The organism is Clostridium acetobutylicum ATCC 824 (assembly GCF_000008765.1).
Classification (GTDB): Bacteria; Bacillota; Clostridia; order Clostridiales; family Clostridiaceae; genus Clostridium_S; species Clostridium_S acetobutylicum.
In genome coordinates this window covers 2040297-2052887 of sequence record NC_003030.1, presented here as the reverse complement: position 1 = coordinate 2052887, position 12591 = coordinate 2040297, and the positions used below count along the sequence as shown (strand labels likewise).

The following is a 12591-nucleotide window of genomic DNA, read 5'->3' as shown; positions in this document are numbered from 1 at the left end:
AATCTATTACGCATTTGAAGTTAGGAATGGTATAAATGCAAGTAAGAATAATAAAAGCTACACCAGGTATACCACTAGAACTTAAGAAGGAATATAAAGTTAACTTCGAGACAGAAAACCATTATATTATATTCAATAGCGGTATATGGTGCGGAATATATAAGACAGATGCAGAAATTATAAACTTTAAAGAGCTAGAAAGTGGGCAATTGGTATTAAATATATAGGGTGTTAGGTACATCTAGCACCTTGTATTATCAAATAATAATCAAATAATAATAAAAGATTGCAAGAAAGAAACAACCTACTAGGGGTGCCCATTTCGTTCACCCATTTTATTATTTAAGGAGTTGATAATTTGGACAAAGAAATATTTAAAACTACAGAACGTAAAATATATAATTATTTTAAGAAGGATAGAGTAATAAATAGTCTTAAACATAAAGCAAGTATATTAAAAAGGCAAGTAGATCAGATTGAACAGCAATTAAAGACAACTGATATAGAAATTCCAGAAGAGTCTCGAGCAATAACATATGAGGAGAGAGTTCAGACAAGCTCCACAGGTGAAAGCTATGCAGAAAGAACACTTATGAATATCATTCAAAAGAAAATAATAGAAAGAGACCGCAAGAAGGAAGAAATAGCTGACATAGAAGAGCAAATAAGAAATATAGAAGTAGATAGTGTTATTATAGGTGACAATATAGAAAGCTTACATCAATATCTATATGAGCCTTTAATATTAAAATACAAAGAAGAGTTGCCGGACTGGGTTGTTGGGAATAGGCTTCACATATCACAAAGTCAAGTTTCTAGGCGAAGAAAAAAGGCAATAAAAAAGGTAGCTGCATGGGAAGCGTGGAATATTAAAAACATAGTCTAAATCAGTGTAGCGAAATAATTGGTAGTACTACTAGAAAGTAAAAAGGGGAGGCTTTAGAGCTTCTCTTTTTTTAATAATTCTGATTTATCATATAAATGTTAAAGGGTATTTCTTTTTTTATGTAGAATTCATATAGAATAAAAAAGGGAAAAATGCTAAGGGGGCAAACAATATGGAAAGCTATATAGAAAAAGGTATGAAGATATACAAAAATTTAGACATAATAGGACTTGAAAGCCCTAAATTAGTTAGCAAACAAAATATACTAGTTGAAAATATTACTGATAGTAAAGAAACACACAGCATAAAAATTTTATATCTAGCAAAAGAGATTAAGAAAAGCATAGGCAATCAGCCTGTGTACTTGAGGTTATATACATCGGATGAGGGTATAGAGATTGAAAATAAAAAGTTACATTATGTGAATGAAGATATTATAATATGAACACATAGAGTGTACTATAAAAAACAAAAAATCATGCATAAAAAACGCATAAAAAACGCATGCCACTAAGCAAAATCAAGCCTTATAATAGTATTATAGAAAAATATATAAGGCAAAAGTCAAAAAACCAAAAGGACATATGACGCAGACCTATTGAAAAGATAGGGCATTCATATTATCAAGCACTCGAATTAATCGGGTGCTTTAATTTACATAAAGGAAGTGAGGACATGCAGAGTATTTACACAAGTTATAAATGTAGTACATGTAGCAAGGAATTTGTTTTATTAACAGAAGATGTAGAATCTATACAAAAAGATAGATATATAGCATGTCCTTACTGTAGTAGTAAAAGGCTTGTAAAAGGAAAAGTCACAGACGATTTAAGGGAATGCATGAAGGCTAGAGTATATAAAAGAGTTAAAGGTGCATTAAAAGAAATTAAATAAACATATTCCATTCTTAATAAATAGTGGTAAAATATGCTTAGAGGTGAGCGTTATGAAAATGGGAGTAAGAAAACCAAGTATAAAGCGAAGCATAAAAGCAAGCACTACAGGGAGAGCTAAGAGAGCAGTCAAGTCAAGTATTAATCCGATTTACGGGAAGAAAGGCACAGGACTTTTAACTAATCCTAAAAAGTCTGTATATAATAAAGCGTATAAAAAGAGTAGTTTTAGCTTAATAGATGTAATAGCTAAATTATTCAAATAATATACTTAATAAACAAAAAGCAGAGAGAAATTAATCCCTCTGTTTTTTAAGTTTGAGACGTTCAAGTATATCATCTTTTAAGAAAATTCTGTCTCGAGGAAATGTTTTTACAGCTGTTAGCTTATGGCGTTCTACTAAATCGGCGATGTTCTGCCTCTTACAGCCAAGTATTTCACAAGCTTCATTTGTATTTAAAATATTATCACTTAAGAAATTTAAAAAGTCATCTTTAGTTTCAAAAGATTTATACAACCGAATCACCTACTTACTTAAAAAATACTGCTTTAACAACTAAACCTAAAAATGCTAGTAAACCAATTATAGTTATAACTTTAATTATTATTTTAGCATATAAGTTTTTCATTTGACTATGAAGGAAACATTTGATATTATTTTTTATAAGGGGGTTAGGTCAAAGCCTAACCCTTGAAGCTTAATGTAATATCTTTAGAAGAATGAAAATCCAACCGACTATTGATATTACTTTAATGATGAGTTTCTCGACTGTGTCCAGCAGTTTGAGAAGCTCTTTTAGTTTTTTGTTTGTTTCCTTCATTTTTTCACCCCTTTCCTTACTACAATTATATTATACCAAACTACTGTACGAATGTCAAGTAAAATACAACAAAAAGTAGGAAAAATGTTAAAAAATATAATACATTTAAGAGGATTTTACCTTTTAATACAGAATATTGTATTGAAAGGTGGAGATAATATGAATTCAAATAAGAAATACTTTAAAAATTTACATATAACATATGGGTTAAGCCTAGCAACAGTGGGAATTATACTTTTTTTATTAGCAAATGTTATTAAGAACAGTTTTTTCAATGGAGTTATAAATAATATTGCATCTGCGGTGTTAATTTCTGGTATATTTAGTTTGATTGATAATTATTTATTAAAAGATAGTTTAGTAAGCTTAATACTAGATAAAGTACATATAAAAGAACAAATTGATGAAACAGGCTTAGAATCTATGATGCCAGGGATAGCTGATATAAATTATAAGTATTATATAAAAGAAGCGCAAAACAATATAGATATAGTTCATATTTATGGCAGAACTTGGACGAGTACTAATATCGAAGAAGTTACAGATAGATTATTAAATTCAGATTGTTGCGTTAGAGTTGTTTTAGTTCATCCAGACTCTCTATTTGTTCCTGCATTAGAAGAACATTTTGGGTATGAAAAAGGAGAACTTAAAAATTTAATAAATGAAGTAAGTTGTTCATGGAAGAAAAAGTATAATAAGAAACTACAGCAAGGTAAAAAAGCTACCAAAAGTACTTTTAAATTGTATTACCACAAGGGACAACCAACTAATGCTATGTATAGGATAGACGATAGAATTATAGTTGTACAAACCAAAACCACAAAAGAAAAAACAACAAGAATGCCATCTATGATTTTTAAAGATACTGGTAAAGAAAAATGTTTCTATAACATTTATTTGAAAGAAATAAATCAACTTATAAAAGAAGCTGATCCAATAGAATTAAATAGTATATAAAGGGTGATATATATGTATAATATTAAATTGTGCAAGTTAGATCTGGATAATAATGACAAAAGATATATTTTAAATAATTGTAAGTATATTGCTATTGATACAGAGACAACAGGGTTAGACCCTTTAAAAGATAAACTTTGCTTAATACAAATTTGTGCTAAAGAAAAAATTTTTTTGATTAAATATAATAATTCCAATCAAAAAAATTTAATTGGAATTTTGCAATGCAGTAAAATTATAAAAATATTTCATCATGCTAATTTTGATTTGAGGTTTTTAATGAAAAATCTTAAGATATATAATATTAATAATGTAGTGTGTACTAAAATTGCAGCTAAATTATTGAATGGTATAGAAATAGAGAATTCATTAAAAAAATTATTAAGAAAATATTTGAATATTAATATAGATAAGAAATTACAGAAATCAAATTGGAGCGCAGAAAATCTTACAAAAGAGCAAATACAGTATGCAACTTATGATGTGATATATTTAGAAAAGTTATGGAGAGCGCTAAAAGCTGAACTTATTAAAGCAAATTTGTATTCATTAGCAGAAGAATGCTTTAAGTATTTGCCGACGAATGCAATACTTCATAATAGGGGAATAGAAAATATATTTATATATTAGAACTCTTAACAGGGTTCTTTTTTATTTTAAATAGAGGTGAGAGTGATTGAATAAGATTAGGAAATTATTGTGCAAAATTGGAGTACATAAATATATAATTGAGTCACCTAGTGATATGGCAATAAGATATAAAGGTTTGTTGATAGTACCACAAGTAAAATTTTGTGAAATATGTGGTAAACTTAATGAAATTAGATAGTAATGAGAGCTCTTAATGGGCTCTTTTTTTATATCAAGAATTCGAGGTAAAAGCATGAAGCGAAAAAGATTAATAGTAAAAAGACTCAGTATTATAAGTAGTATTACTGTAAGCGTTTTTGGTATACTTCTTATTTTATATGGTCTTGGAGTTATAAACTGCTATGACCCTAAATTTTTAAATATAAGTGCAGGAATAATCCTTATAGTTAACGCAATAGATGATATGTTATCAATTAAAACTGGAGAGTGAGAAAAATGGATAATGGGAAAATAAGACTTAATTATAAATTAAAAACCACAGGAGTTAAGAACTTAGCAGAACTAAAAAGCAGATTAAGTAGAATTCAACAATTAGTTAATGAATTAGAAAAAGAAATTGACTCAGTTATAGGCACAAGCATAACAATTGAAGAAATTTAGTGGGGAGAAATAATATGAGCAATCCAGTAATGTGTTTGAAAGATACTTGCTTTTTAAGATTAAACTGCCACAGGTTTTTATCTAAGCCTGAAATGCAACAAAGTTATGGCGCATTTGAGAATTGCGACTTGCAAACAAATTATAAAAGCTATTGGGCTAAAGATAAAGAAAGACCAGCAAATGTCCAATGCGTTATATGCGGGAGGATTGTTTAAGTCATGAACTTTATAAAAGAGCAAACGAAATTTCTTATGATGGCTGTATCTTTTATTATATTATCTTTATTTGGAATAATTCTATTTATAAGAACAGGCAAGTATTTAATACATCCTTCATTATATATAATTACATTACTAATGGGTACTGGATGGGGCGCTACAGCCATATTTTCGATAAAAGGTAAATAAATAAGGAGAATGAAAAGATGAATTGCAAATGTGGATATCCAATAACACCACCGTTGAAAACAATGGAAGAAGGATTCTTAGGAGCCAAAGAAGCACCCACAATAGAAGATTACACATGCCCTGAATGTAAAAGACAATATAAGATTAGAGGCTATAATGGGAAAATAAGTATTTTAGAGAAACATACACCCAAAAACGTATATAGACGTCCACCAACAGGATTAGAACCACATACTATATGGGTTGGAAAGAGAATACAGGATATAAAAGAAGCTATGGATAGATACACAGAAGCTAATAAGTCTATACCTATCGAGTGGGTAAATGAATATAATGAGTTACTAGAAAACCTTACAAGGAGTGAATAAAATGTGGTGGCGGAATAGGTAAACGCAAGGCTTGACGTACAATCACCTTTAAAGGAGTTCGACTCTCCATAGCTAGTGGTGTGCTTAGTTGTGGGTTCAAATCCCACTCACATTTCTACAAATATAAAATCAGGGAGGATTATCATGAATGATTTAGAATATCTAGTTAAAATGAAAGACCTATTCAGAGAATCGGCAGATATTATAGACCAACTTTTAGTGCTAAGGGAAAAAGGCGAAAAAGGTGAAGATGTACAGAAGGAATTAGAAAAAGCATCAGCAAGATACGTATATAAGATGATGGAGATGCGGAAGCTTAGCGAAGGTGGAAATAATTAAACATGAATAAAAGAAGTTGGATTAAAAAATTAAATATTATAAATGAAAATAACAGATACGGAAGACAGAGGGGTGAACGAAATGTTCACCCTTAAAAATAAAGGGTTAATGATTAGAGGAGAAATGAAGTATGCAATTTATAAAGAAAGATAAATTAATAAAAGTGATAGAAAAAGAAGAGAATGTTTTAGACATAAATCGTTTAGAAGAAATATTAGATACTTATGGAGACACTTACTATGTAGAAGGATGTAATTGGGAATTATGTAAAAAAGGAAAAGAAATTACATAGGGGGATTTTAAATGGGATTAGAATTAGAAGATGAACTTATGAAAAAGTATAATATGACTTGCACAACAACAGGAGAAGCTAGATATAAATTTAAAGGTATATTTTTCTTAGAAGGACTTATGAGTGGCCTTAATAGTACTGAATATGCTAATGAGATAGTTACTACAGCTTTAAAAGAGGTGAAGCAAAGTGGAAAAGAATCAAATATTAGAAGAATTAGAAGAAGTTAAAACAACATTAGAAGCTTTGGATTATATATTAGTAAAAGAGCCTAAAATTGAGAATGTTTTAGGTGAAACAGGAGTGGAACTTGTTTTTAAAAGTGAAGAAATAGTAATTAATCATAAAGAAGCTGCAGATCTATTAAGTGGATATGATAAGTGTTAGGAATTAACTTGGTAACAGATAAGGAGCGTAAGTAATGAAGATACTGCTTAAAGATGATGAGAGTTATTTAAATATTAGTAAAGACGATTTTAAAGATATAGCAAAAGTTATATGTGATAAAGTAAGATTTATAAGTAAAGTACAGTTAGTAAAACAATATGCTCAAAGAGATAAAATACTAGTTAAGTTAGTATATCAGTATAATAATCCATGTGAAGGATGCGAAGTATATAATCCGAAAGCAACTGAAGAAGATATAATAGCAATGGGAAAGGGCTGTGTACATAAAGGAACTAATAACATAAAGATAACTAATTTGAATAATGAATGTAATGTTTATAATAGAGATAATATAAAGACTGGCAAGGAGGCAACATGCAAACATTAAGATGTGCTAAATGCGGTAAGGTTCTATTAGAAGCAGAAGGACAGGCTCATATAAAAAAGAAATGTCCTAAATGTAAAGAGGTAAATGAGTTTTATATAAAGGAAGAAGCTACAACACAAATACATAAATCAAATAAATTTAAAGAGAGAGGGTTTATAAATGAGTGAGTTATCAACTATTCAAAAGAGAGAAAAATTAAATCATATATTATCAAAAGATGAAGTTGGACCAGGAGGTGCACATCACAATTATTTAATAATTAGTAATGAAGCTAATATAAGTACTGAACAGCCTTTATTTGCTACTGAAATACAATTTCAACAAGGTGCAAGAAAAGAGGAAGATTCTATTCATGGTGTTATAGACACAGACCTATTAGAAATAGTAAGAGATAGATTAAAGTCTTTTCAAGCTGGACCATTTAGTTCTGAGTATAATGCAAAGGCGCTTGAGCATGTAGAAGAAGCGCTTATGTGGATGAATAGACGTGTAGAAGACAGAATAGAAAGAAATGTATTAGGAACAAATAATAAATAATTAAATAGTTAGCACACCTAGCGTGTCAGTTATTCCTTAATTGGAGTAATTGGCACGCTTTATTTTTTTGCCTAAAAATACGGGAGGGAAAGTAATGCTTTTTAAAAGACTTAGAAAAAAGAAGATACCCAAAATAGTAGTACCTAAAATACATGATTACTTAATCTATTACAAATATGTAAATGGTAGTTCCGTAATAGAATATGGCAATACGCAAGCAGGTTTCTTAGACCGTAATATATGCAGGAACGATATAGATGATCTATGTAACTATCTTAATAAGCATGCTAAAGAGTCGAACAATATAGGACTAAACAATGCTAAAGCCATCATAGTTAATGTGATACCGTTAGGGTGATAGCATATGGCAAGAGCAAGGGATGATATAGACAAGATATATAAGTCAAAGCGATGGCAAAAGGTAAGAAAGATAGTATTAATAAGAGATAATTATTTATGCCAAGAATGTTTAAGACATGGGGCAATAACGCAGGCAAACACAGTCCATCATAAGGTAGAACTTAGGGAGGACTTAAGTAAAGCATATGATATAGATAACCTAGAGAGTATATGCCCAGCATGCCACAATAAAGAACATCCTGAACGAAATAGTTATAGAAAAAAGATGGTTAAAAGAAGAAAAGATATATATAAATTTTACAATCCGGAAATATAGGAATGGATAAGAGATATCCCCCCCCTATGCCAAAATGTTTAAAGCATGCGTGGGAGACCGGTGTCAACACATTCCTCCCCAATAAATTCGCTCATCAATTTTTTTTGAGTGTCCCATGAGGTAATGGGAAGTAACTATTTTGCTAACTTTATAAAAACGAAAGGTGGTGGGAATTATGCCGAATCCAGCAAAACCAATAGGACTTCAATTATTACATGGTAATAAAAATCACAGGACTAAAGACGAGATTGAAAAGCGTTTAAAAAATGAAGAGAGATTAAAAATTGGCCATGATAATATAAAACCTCCAAGTTGGCTTGATAAAACAGCTCAAAAAGAGTTTAAAAGACTTGCAAAGTTGCTAATTGAGGTCGAATTAATGACTGATGCTGATATTACACACCTTGCATTATATTGTGATGCATATTCTCAGTATCTTTCATTTAAAGCACAAGTAAAAAAACATGGTATGTGGATTGAAGATAAACCTAATCCTTTTATAAAAAAGATGTCTGATATGGTTAGTCAACTAAGATCACTTTCTTCGGACTTAGGGTTAAATCCTTCGGCACGTGCTAAGTTAGCAATCAATTTTAAAGAACCAAATGAAGATGATGAAGATGAATTCTAAAATACTTGATATGTCCTATACAGAACTAACAAATTATTGGGGAAATTATAAAAATGAGCAAAAAGAGTGGGGAGGAATACTTGAAGAACCCTATCCGGAGCTTTTAACAACATGGTATGCAGAAAGATTAGTTGACAGAACAATACCAGCAAGTAAAGAAAATATCTTAGCAGCTAAAAGGCATTTAAAGGATTTAGAAAGGCAAGGCACAGATGATTTTCCTTGGGTGTTTGATGAAGAAAAAGGACATAGACCTATTAGGTTTATTGAGCAAAAGTGTAAACCATCTAAAGGAGACTTCGACCAACTTGTATTGCAACCATGGCAACATTTTATAATAGGATCACTTTATGGGTGGGTACATAAGGACACTGGAATAAGACGATTTCGTGAAGGATTAATCTTCGTTGGCAGAAAAAACGGAAAAACTACGCTTATTTCAGGGCTTTCTAACTATTCTGTAGGCTTTGACTATGAAAATGGCGCCAGGGTTTATGTTTTAGCCAATGCAGAACAACAAGCACATGAATTATTCGATGAAGCAAAGGCAATGGTTAAGACCTCACCATTTTTGAAAAAGAGATACAAGCCGTTGAGAAGCATCATAAGATATGAGGATAAGTTTTCACAGATAGAGGCAAGAGCATCAGATAGTAAGAGACTCGATGGGCTTAATACTCACTTAGGAATTTTTGATGAAATACATGAATTTCAAGATTTTAAGCTTATAAATGTTATAAAAAAGTCCAGAGGAGCAAGAAAACAGCCATTAATTATCTATATTACAACCGCTGGATATGTTCTAGATGGACCACTGATGCAATTTTATGATGATGGTAAGGAGTGCCTTGAGAACATAGATGATAATATTGACGAGCGAACATTTTATTACATGGCTAAGCTAGATAGTATTGAAGAAGCAGAAGAACCGAGGAACTGGATTAAGGCTAATCCTAATATTGGGCTCATGGATTTCGTTGGACTTGTATCAGATTGGAAGAAAGATAGAAAAAGCCCTCAAGAACGTGCTGACTGGATAACAAAACAGTTCAATATATTTGCAGATGTAACAGAATTATCGCTTGTAGACATAGAAACTATCAATAAAAACAGTAAAACAATAGATATAGATACATTAAAAGGCTTAGAGTGCACAGGCGGTTATGACCTTTCTGAAACAGAAGATTTCACATCCGCCGTATTGGAATTCCCATTACCAACGAGTGAAGTCTTTGTTTTATGTCATTCATGGATTTCAAAGGCTAGATATAACAGAGATAAGAATAAACAAAGACTCGATGAATGGATAAAAGCTGGAGATTTAACAGTAATACCTGGAATGTACGTAAAAGATATATATGTACAAGAATGGTTTGTTGAGCAAAGAAAGAAATACAAAATTACCAAAATAATGTATGATCCAGCAAAAGCGTTGAGATTAAATGAAGCATTAAAAGATTTAGGATTTAAAACAGAAATAGTAAGACAAGGGTTTATAACATTAGGTGGTCCACTTCAAGACTTTAAGCAAATGCTACTTGATGGAAAAGTTATTTATAATAACAGCAAGATTTATAGGTGGTATTTAAAGAATGTAAAGCTTGTTGAAGATAGAAATAAGAACTGGATACCTACAAAACAGAGTAAAAACAGAAAAATTGATGGTTTTGCAGCAACATTAGACGCTCATGTAGATATTGTAACTAAACTTGCAAGAATTAAGAAAGGACCTGCAAGCGTAGGTTTTGCTTCTTTAAGGAGGTGATAAAAATTAAAAGAGCTAATTTTTTTAAAAGGGTAAAAAACATTTTTAAGTCTAACAGGATAAGAGCAGAGACAATAAGCGTACCAATTTCCCAAAGGTTTACTAATTGGGTAGGACGTACATTTTGGGGAGTTGATAATAGCAGTTTGTCTAATAATGAGCTTATTTTTAGTATTATAAGCCGATTAAGTAATACATTTGCTTCACTACCAATAAAGATTTATCAACAATATCAGATAATTAACAACGATATATCCGATTTAGTCAGCAATTCGCCAAATCCTAATATGACAAGCTTTGAATTTCATCAGAAAATGGAAACAGATAGGAATGAGTATGGCAATGCTTATGCATTAATTGAAAGAGATATAAGACTTAATCCTGTATCTTTAATTCCGGTACCTGCGTATTATGTGACACCAATTATCAATAGTGCTGATGGCTCATTATGGTATGAGGTAAATATAAATGGTAAGACAACATATGTTTACAATACCGAAATCATACATGTTAAGCATATTACAGGATCATCAAGACTAGCTGGTATAAGTCCTATAAAGGTTCTAACTAATGCGTTGAAATATGATAAAGCAGTACAAGAGTTTTCACTTAGAGAAATGGATAAAATAGATAGTTTCAAAGTAAAGTATGATGCAAATATGGAGGAACCAAAAAAACAGGCTATAATTGATAATTTCAAAGCTTTTATAGCTGATAATGGAGGAGCGCTCTTCGAGGAAAACGGTACTGAAATTACTGAATTACAAAGAGGATATAATGCTGCAGATATGCTTAATTCTGAGAAAATAACAAGAACTAAGATGGCAAATGTATTTAATGTGCCTGTGGCATTTGTGAATGATACAGATGGACAATCTTATTCAAGCAATGAGCAAGTCATGATACAGTATGTACAAATGAGACTAACTCCTGACGTTAGACAGTATGAACAGGAATATAACAGGAAACTTCTTAATCCTGTACAAAGAGCACAGGGATTGTACTTTAAGTTCTCTATAAACGCATTATTAAGAGGTGATACTGCTTCAAGAACAGCCTATTATCAATCTGCGGTAAGAACTGGCTATATGAAACCTGATGAAGTTCGAGTGCTTGAAGATTTACCACCAGAGGGTGGCAGTGCGGATAAACTTTGGATAAGTGGAGACTTATATCCTATAGACATGGACCCAACACAAAGAAAAGGAGGTAATGATGGTGGCGACACAACCAAAACAACAGAACCAGCAAAATAAATTTTGGCAAATGAAAGCATCCGCTAATGATGATAAACAAGCGGATGTTTTTATTTATGGAGAAATAACAAGTTATCAATGGGATGATACAGATACTACAGCTGCTAGTTTCAAAAAGGATTTAGATGCATTAGGCAATCTAAACACTATAAATTTACATCTTAATTCCCCTGGTGGAAGTGTATTTGAGGGTGTAACAATATGCAACATGCTAAAACAAAATAGTGCAACAGTTAATGTTTATGTAGATGCATTAGCTGCAAGCATCGCAAGTGTTATCGCAATGGCCGGTGACACTATTTTTATGCCCAAAAACGCAATGCTTATGGTACATAATCCATCAAGTGTAGTTTGGGGGAATTCAAGTGACATGAGAAAGACTGCTGATGATTTAGACAAAATAGGATTGTCCATGCAGCAGAGTTATTTAGCAAAAGCAGGTGACAAATTAGATCAAAGTACATTGCAACAACTTATGGACAATGAGACTTGGCTATCAGCAGATGAGTGTTTTTCATATGGATTGTGTGATGTTGTTCAAGAAGAAAATAATGCGACAGCATGTACAAGCAAAGAACTATTTAATAATTACCGCAATGTACCTAAAAACCTATTAAATGAAACAAATCCAATGGCAATTTTACAAGATGTAGACATGGAAGAAAGAAAAAAAATAGCTGAAAAAGCACGTAAAAGTGCTGAATATACAAGAACAATATTAGGAGGAATATAA

General features: G+C 31.3%; 27 protein-coding genes. 26 read left to right on the top strand and 1 reads right to left on the bottom strand.

The annotated features are described in order from the left end of the window. Window positions 1-35 precede the first annotated feature (35 nt). From CA_RS09925 to CA_RS09905, 5 genes are all read left to right on the top strand, one after another. Window positions 36-227 (top strand): hypothetical protein, encoded by a 192-nt coding sequence (locus CA_RS09925; RefSeq protein WP_010965220.1) that lies wholly within the window; start codon window positions 36-38, stop codon window positions 225-227. Between the two features lie 131 nt (window positions 228-358). Next, window positions 359-886, top strand: a complete 528-nt coding sequence (locus tag CA_RS09920; protein ID WP_010965219.1) for a hypothetical protein — start codon at window positions 359-361, stop codon at window positions 884-886. 172 nt (window positions 887-1058) lie between these two features. Continuing rightward, window positions 1059-1331, top strand: coding sequence for a hypothetical protein (locus CA_RS09915; protein WP_010965218.1), 273 nt, complete (start codon window positions 1059-1061; stop codon window positions 1329-1331). Window positions 1332-1561: 230 nt separating this feature from the next. Beyond that, entirely contained in the window at window positions 1562-1780 is a 219-nt protein-coding gene (locus CA_RS09910) for a Zn-finger containing protein (RefSeq protein ID WP_010965217.1), read from the top strand. Window positions 1781-1832: 52 nt separating this feature from the next. Continuing rightward, entirely contained in the window at window positions 1833-2045 is a 213-nt protein-coding gene (locus CA_RS09905; protein ID WP_010965216.1) for a hypothetical protein, read from the top strand. Window positions 2046-2075: 30 nt separating this feature from the next. Here the strand turns inward: CA_RS09905 and CA_RS09900 are convergent, their stop codons facing one another. After that, window positions 2076-2306, bottom strand: a complete 231-nt coding sequence (locus CA_RS09900) for a helix-turn-helix domain-containing protein (protein WP_242663023.1) — start codon at window positions 2304-2306, stop codon at window positions 2076-2078. 454 nt (window positions 2307-2760) lie between these two features. Between CA_RS09900 and CA_RS09895 the strand changes: the two genes are divergently transcribed. From CA_RS09895 to CA_RS09795, 21 genes are all read left to right on the top strand, one after another. Further along, a complete protein-coding gene (locus CA_RS09895; protein WP_241393077.1) occupies window positions 2761-3561 on the top strand; it encodes a hypothetical protein in 801 nt (266 codons plus the stop codon). A gap of 12 nt (window positions 3562-3573) precedes the next feature. Next, the gene (locus tag CA_RS09890) at window positions 3574-4191 is read left to right on the top strand and encodes a ribonuclease D (RefSeq protein WP_010965213.1); all 618 of its coding nucleotides are present in this window, start codon (window positions 3574-3576) and stop codon (window positions 4189-4191) included. Between the two features lie 46 nt (window positions 4192-4237). Further along, entirely contained in the window at window positions 4238-4390 is a 153-nt protein-coding gene (locus tag CA_RS09885) for a hypothetical protein (RefSeq protein WP_013913564.1), read from the top strand. 54 nt (window positions 4391-4444) lie between these two features. Next, on the top strand, window positions 4445-4642 hold the full coding sequence (locus tag CA_RS09880) for a hypothetical protein (RefSeq protein WP_010965212.1): 198 nt from the start codon (window positions 4445-4447) through the stop codon (window positions 4640-4642). Between the two features lie 5 nt (window positions 4643-4647). Next, window positions 4648-4812, top strand: coding sequence for a hypothetical protein (locus CA_RS09875; RefSeq protein ID WP_010965211.1), 165 nt, complete (start codon window positions 4648-4650; stop codon window positions 4810-4812). A gap of 14 nt (window positions 4813-4826) precedes the next feature. Continuing rightward, window positions 4827-5027, top strand: coding sequence for a hypothetical protein (locus CA_RS09870; protein WP_010965210.1), 201 nt, complete (start codon window positions 4827-4829; stop codon window positions 5025-5027). Window positions 5028-5030: 3 nt separating this feature from the next. Beyond that, window positions 5031-5219, top strand: a complete 189-nt coding sequence (locus CA_RS09865; protein ID WP_013913563.1) for a hypothetical protein — start codon at window positions 5031-5033, stop codon at window positions 5217-5219. A 17-nt stretch (window positions 5220-5236) separates the two neighbouring features. Next, window positions 5237-5587, top strand: a complete 351-nt coding sequence (locus CA_RS09860; RefSeq protein ID WP_010965209.1) for a hypothetical protein — start codon at window positions 5237-5239, stop codon at window positions 5585-5587. 144 nt (window positions 5588-5731) lie between these two features. Further along, on the top strand, window positions 5732-5926 hold the full coding sequence (locus tag CA_RS09855; protein WP_010965208.1) for a hypothetical protein: 195 nt from the start codon (window positions 5732-5734) through the stop codon (window positions 5924-5926). A 130-nt stretch (window positions 5927-6056) separates the two neighbouring features. Next, window positions 6057-6218, top strand: coding sequence for a hypothetical protein (locus CA_RS09850; RefSeq protein ID WP_013913562.1), 162 nt, complete (start codon window positions 6057-6059; stop codon window positions 6216-6218). An 11-nt stretch (window positions 6219-6229) separates the two neighbouring features. Then, the gene (locus CA_RS09845) at window positions 6230-6448 is read left to right on the top strand and encodes a hypothetical protein (RefSeq protein WP_010965207.1); all 219 of its coding nucleotides are present in this window, start codon (window positions 6230-6232) and stop codon (window positions 6446-6448) included. Then, on the top strand, window positions 6408-6605 hold the full coding sequence (locus CA_RS09840; protein ID WP_010965206.1) for a hypothetical protein: 198 nt from the start codon (window positions 6408-6410) through the stop codon (window positions 6603-6605). Before CA_RS09845 ends, CA_RS09840 begins: the two co-directional genes overlap by 41 nt. Before the next feature lie 34 nt (window positions 6606-6639). Next, the gene (locus CA_RS09835; RefSeq protein WP_010965205.1) at window positions 6640-6993 is read left to right on the top strand and encodes a hypothetical protein; all 354 of its coding nucleotides are present in this window, start codon (window positions 6640-6642) and stop codon (window positions 6991-6993) included. After that, a complete protein-coding gene (locus CA_RS09830; protein ID WP_010965204.1) occupies window positions 6981-7160 on the top strand; it encodes a Com family DNA-binding transcriptional regulator in 180 nt (59 codons plus the stop codon). The genes CA_RS09835 and CA_RS09830 overlap by 13 nt, the downstream gene beginning before the upstream one ends. Then, complete coding sequence (locus CA_RS09825) at window positions 7153-7530, top strand: hypothetical protein (RefSeq protein ID WP_010965203.1); 378 nt, start codon at window positions 7153-7155, stop codon at window positions 7528-7530. The genes CA_RS09830 and CA_RS09825 overlap by 8 nt, the downstream gene beginning before the upstream one ends. A gap of 94 nt (window positions 7531-7624) precedes the next feature. Next, window positions 7625-7888 carry a hypothetical protein gene (locus CA_RS09820; protein WP_010965202.1) on the top strand — a complete coding sequence of 88 codons (264 nt, stop codon included), beginning with the start codon at window positions 7625-7627 and terminating at the stop codon, window positions 7886-7888. 6 nt (window positions 7889-7894) lie between these two features. After that, complete coding sequence (locus CA_RS09815) at window positions 7895-8206, top strand: HNH endonuclease (RefSeq protein WP_010965201.1); 312 nt, start codon at window positions 7895-7897, stop codon at window positions 8204-8206. A gap of 175 nt (window positions 8207-8381) precedes the next feature. Continuing rightward, the gene (locus tag CA_RS09810; protein WP_010965200.1) at window positions 8382-8837 is read left to right on the top strand and encodes a phage terminase small subunit P27 family; all 456 of its coding nucleotides are present in this window, start codon (window positions 8382-8384) and stop codon (window positions 8835-8837) included. Next, window positions 8827-10602: a terminase large subunit gene (locus CA_RS09805; protein WP_014518947.1), complete on the top strand. Its 1776-nt coding sequence runs from the start codon at window positions 8827-8829 to the stop codon at window positions 10600-10602. Before CA_RS09810 ends, CA_RS09805 begins: the two co-directional genes overlap by 11 nt. Beyond that, window positions 10599-11858: a phage portal protein gene (locus CA_RS09800; protein WP_010965198.1), complete on the top strand. Its 1260-nt coding sequence runs from the start codon at window positions 10599-10601 to the stop codon at window positions 11856-11858. The genes CA_RS09805 and CA_RS09800 overlap by 4 nt, the downstream gene beginning before the upstream one ends. Further along, window positions 11821-12591: a head maturation protease, ClpP-related gene (locus CA_RS09795; RefSeq protein WP_010965197.1), complete on the top strand. Its 771-nt coding sequence runs from the start codon at window positions 11821-11823 to the stop codon at window positions 12589-12591. The genes CA_RS09800 and CA_RS09795 overlap by 38 nt, the downstream gene beginning before the upstream one ends.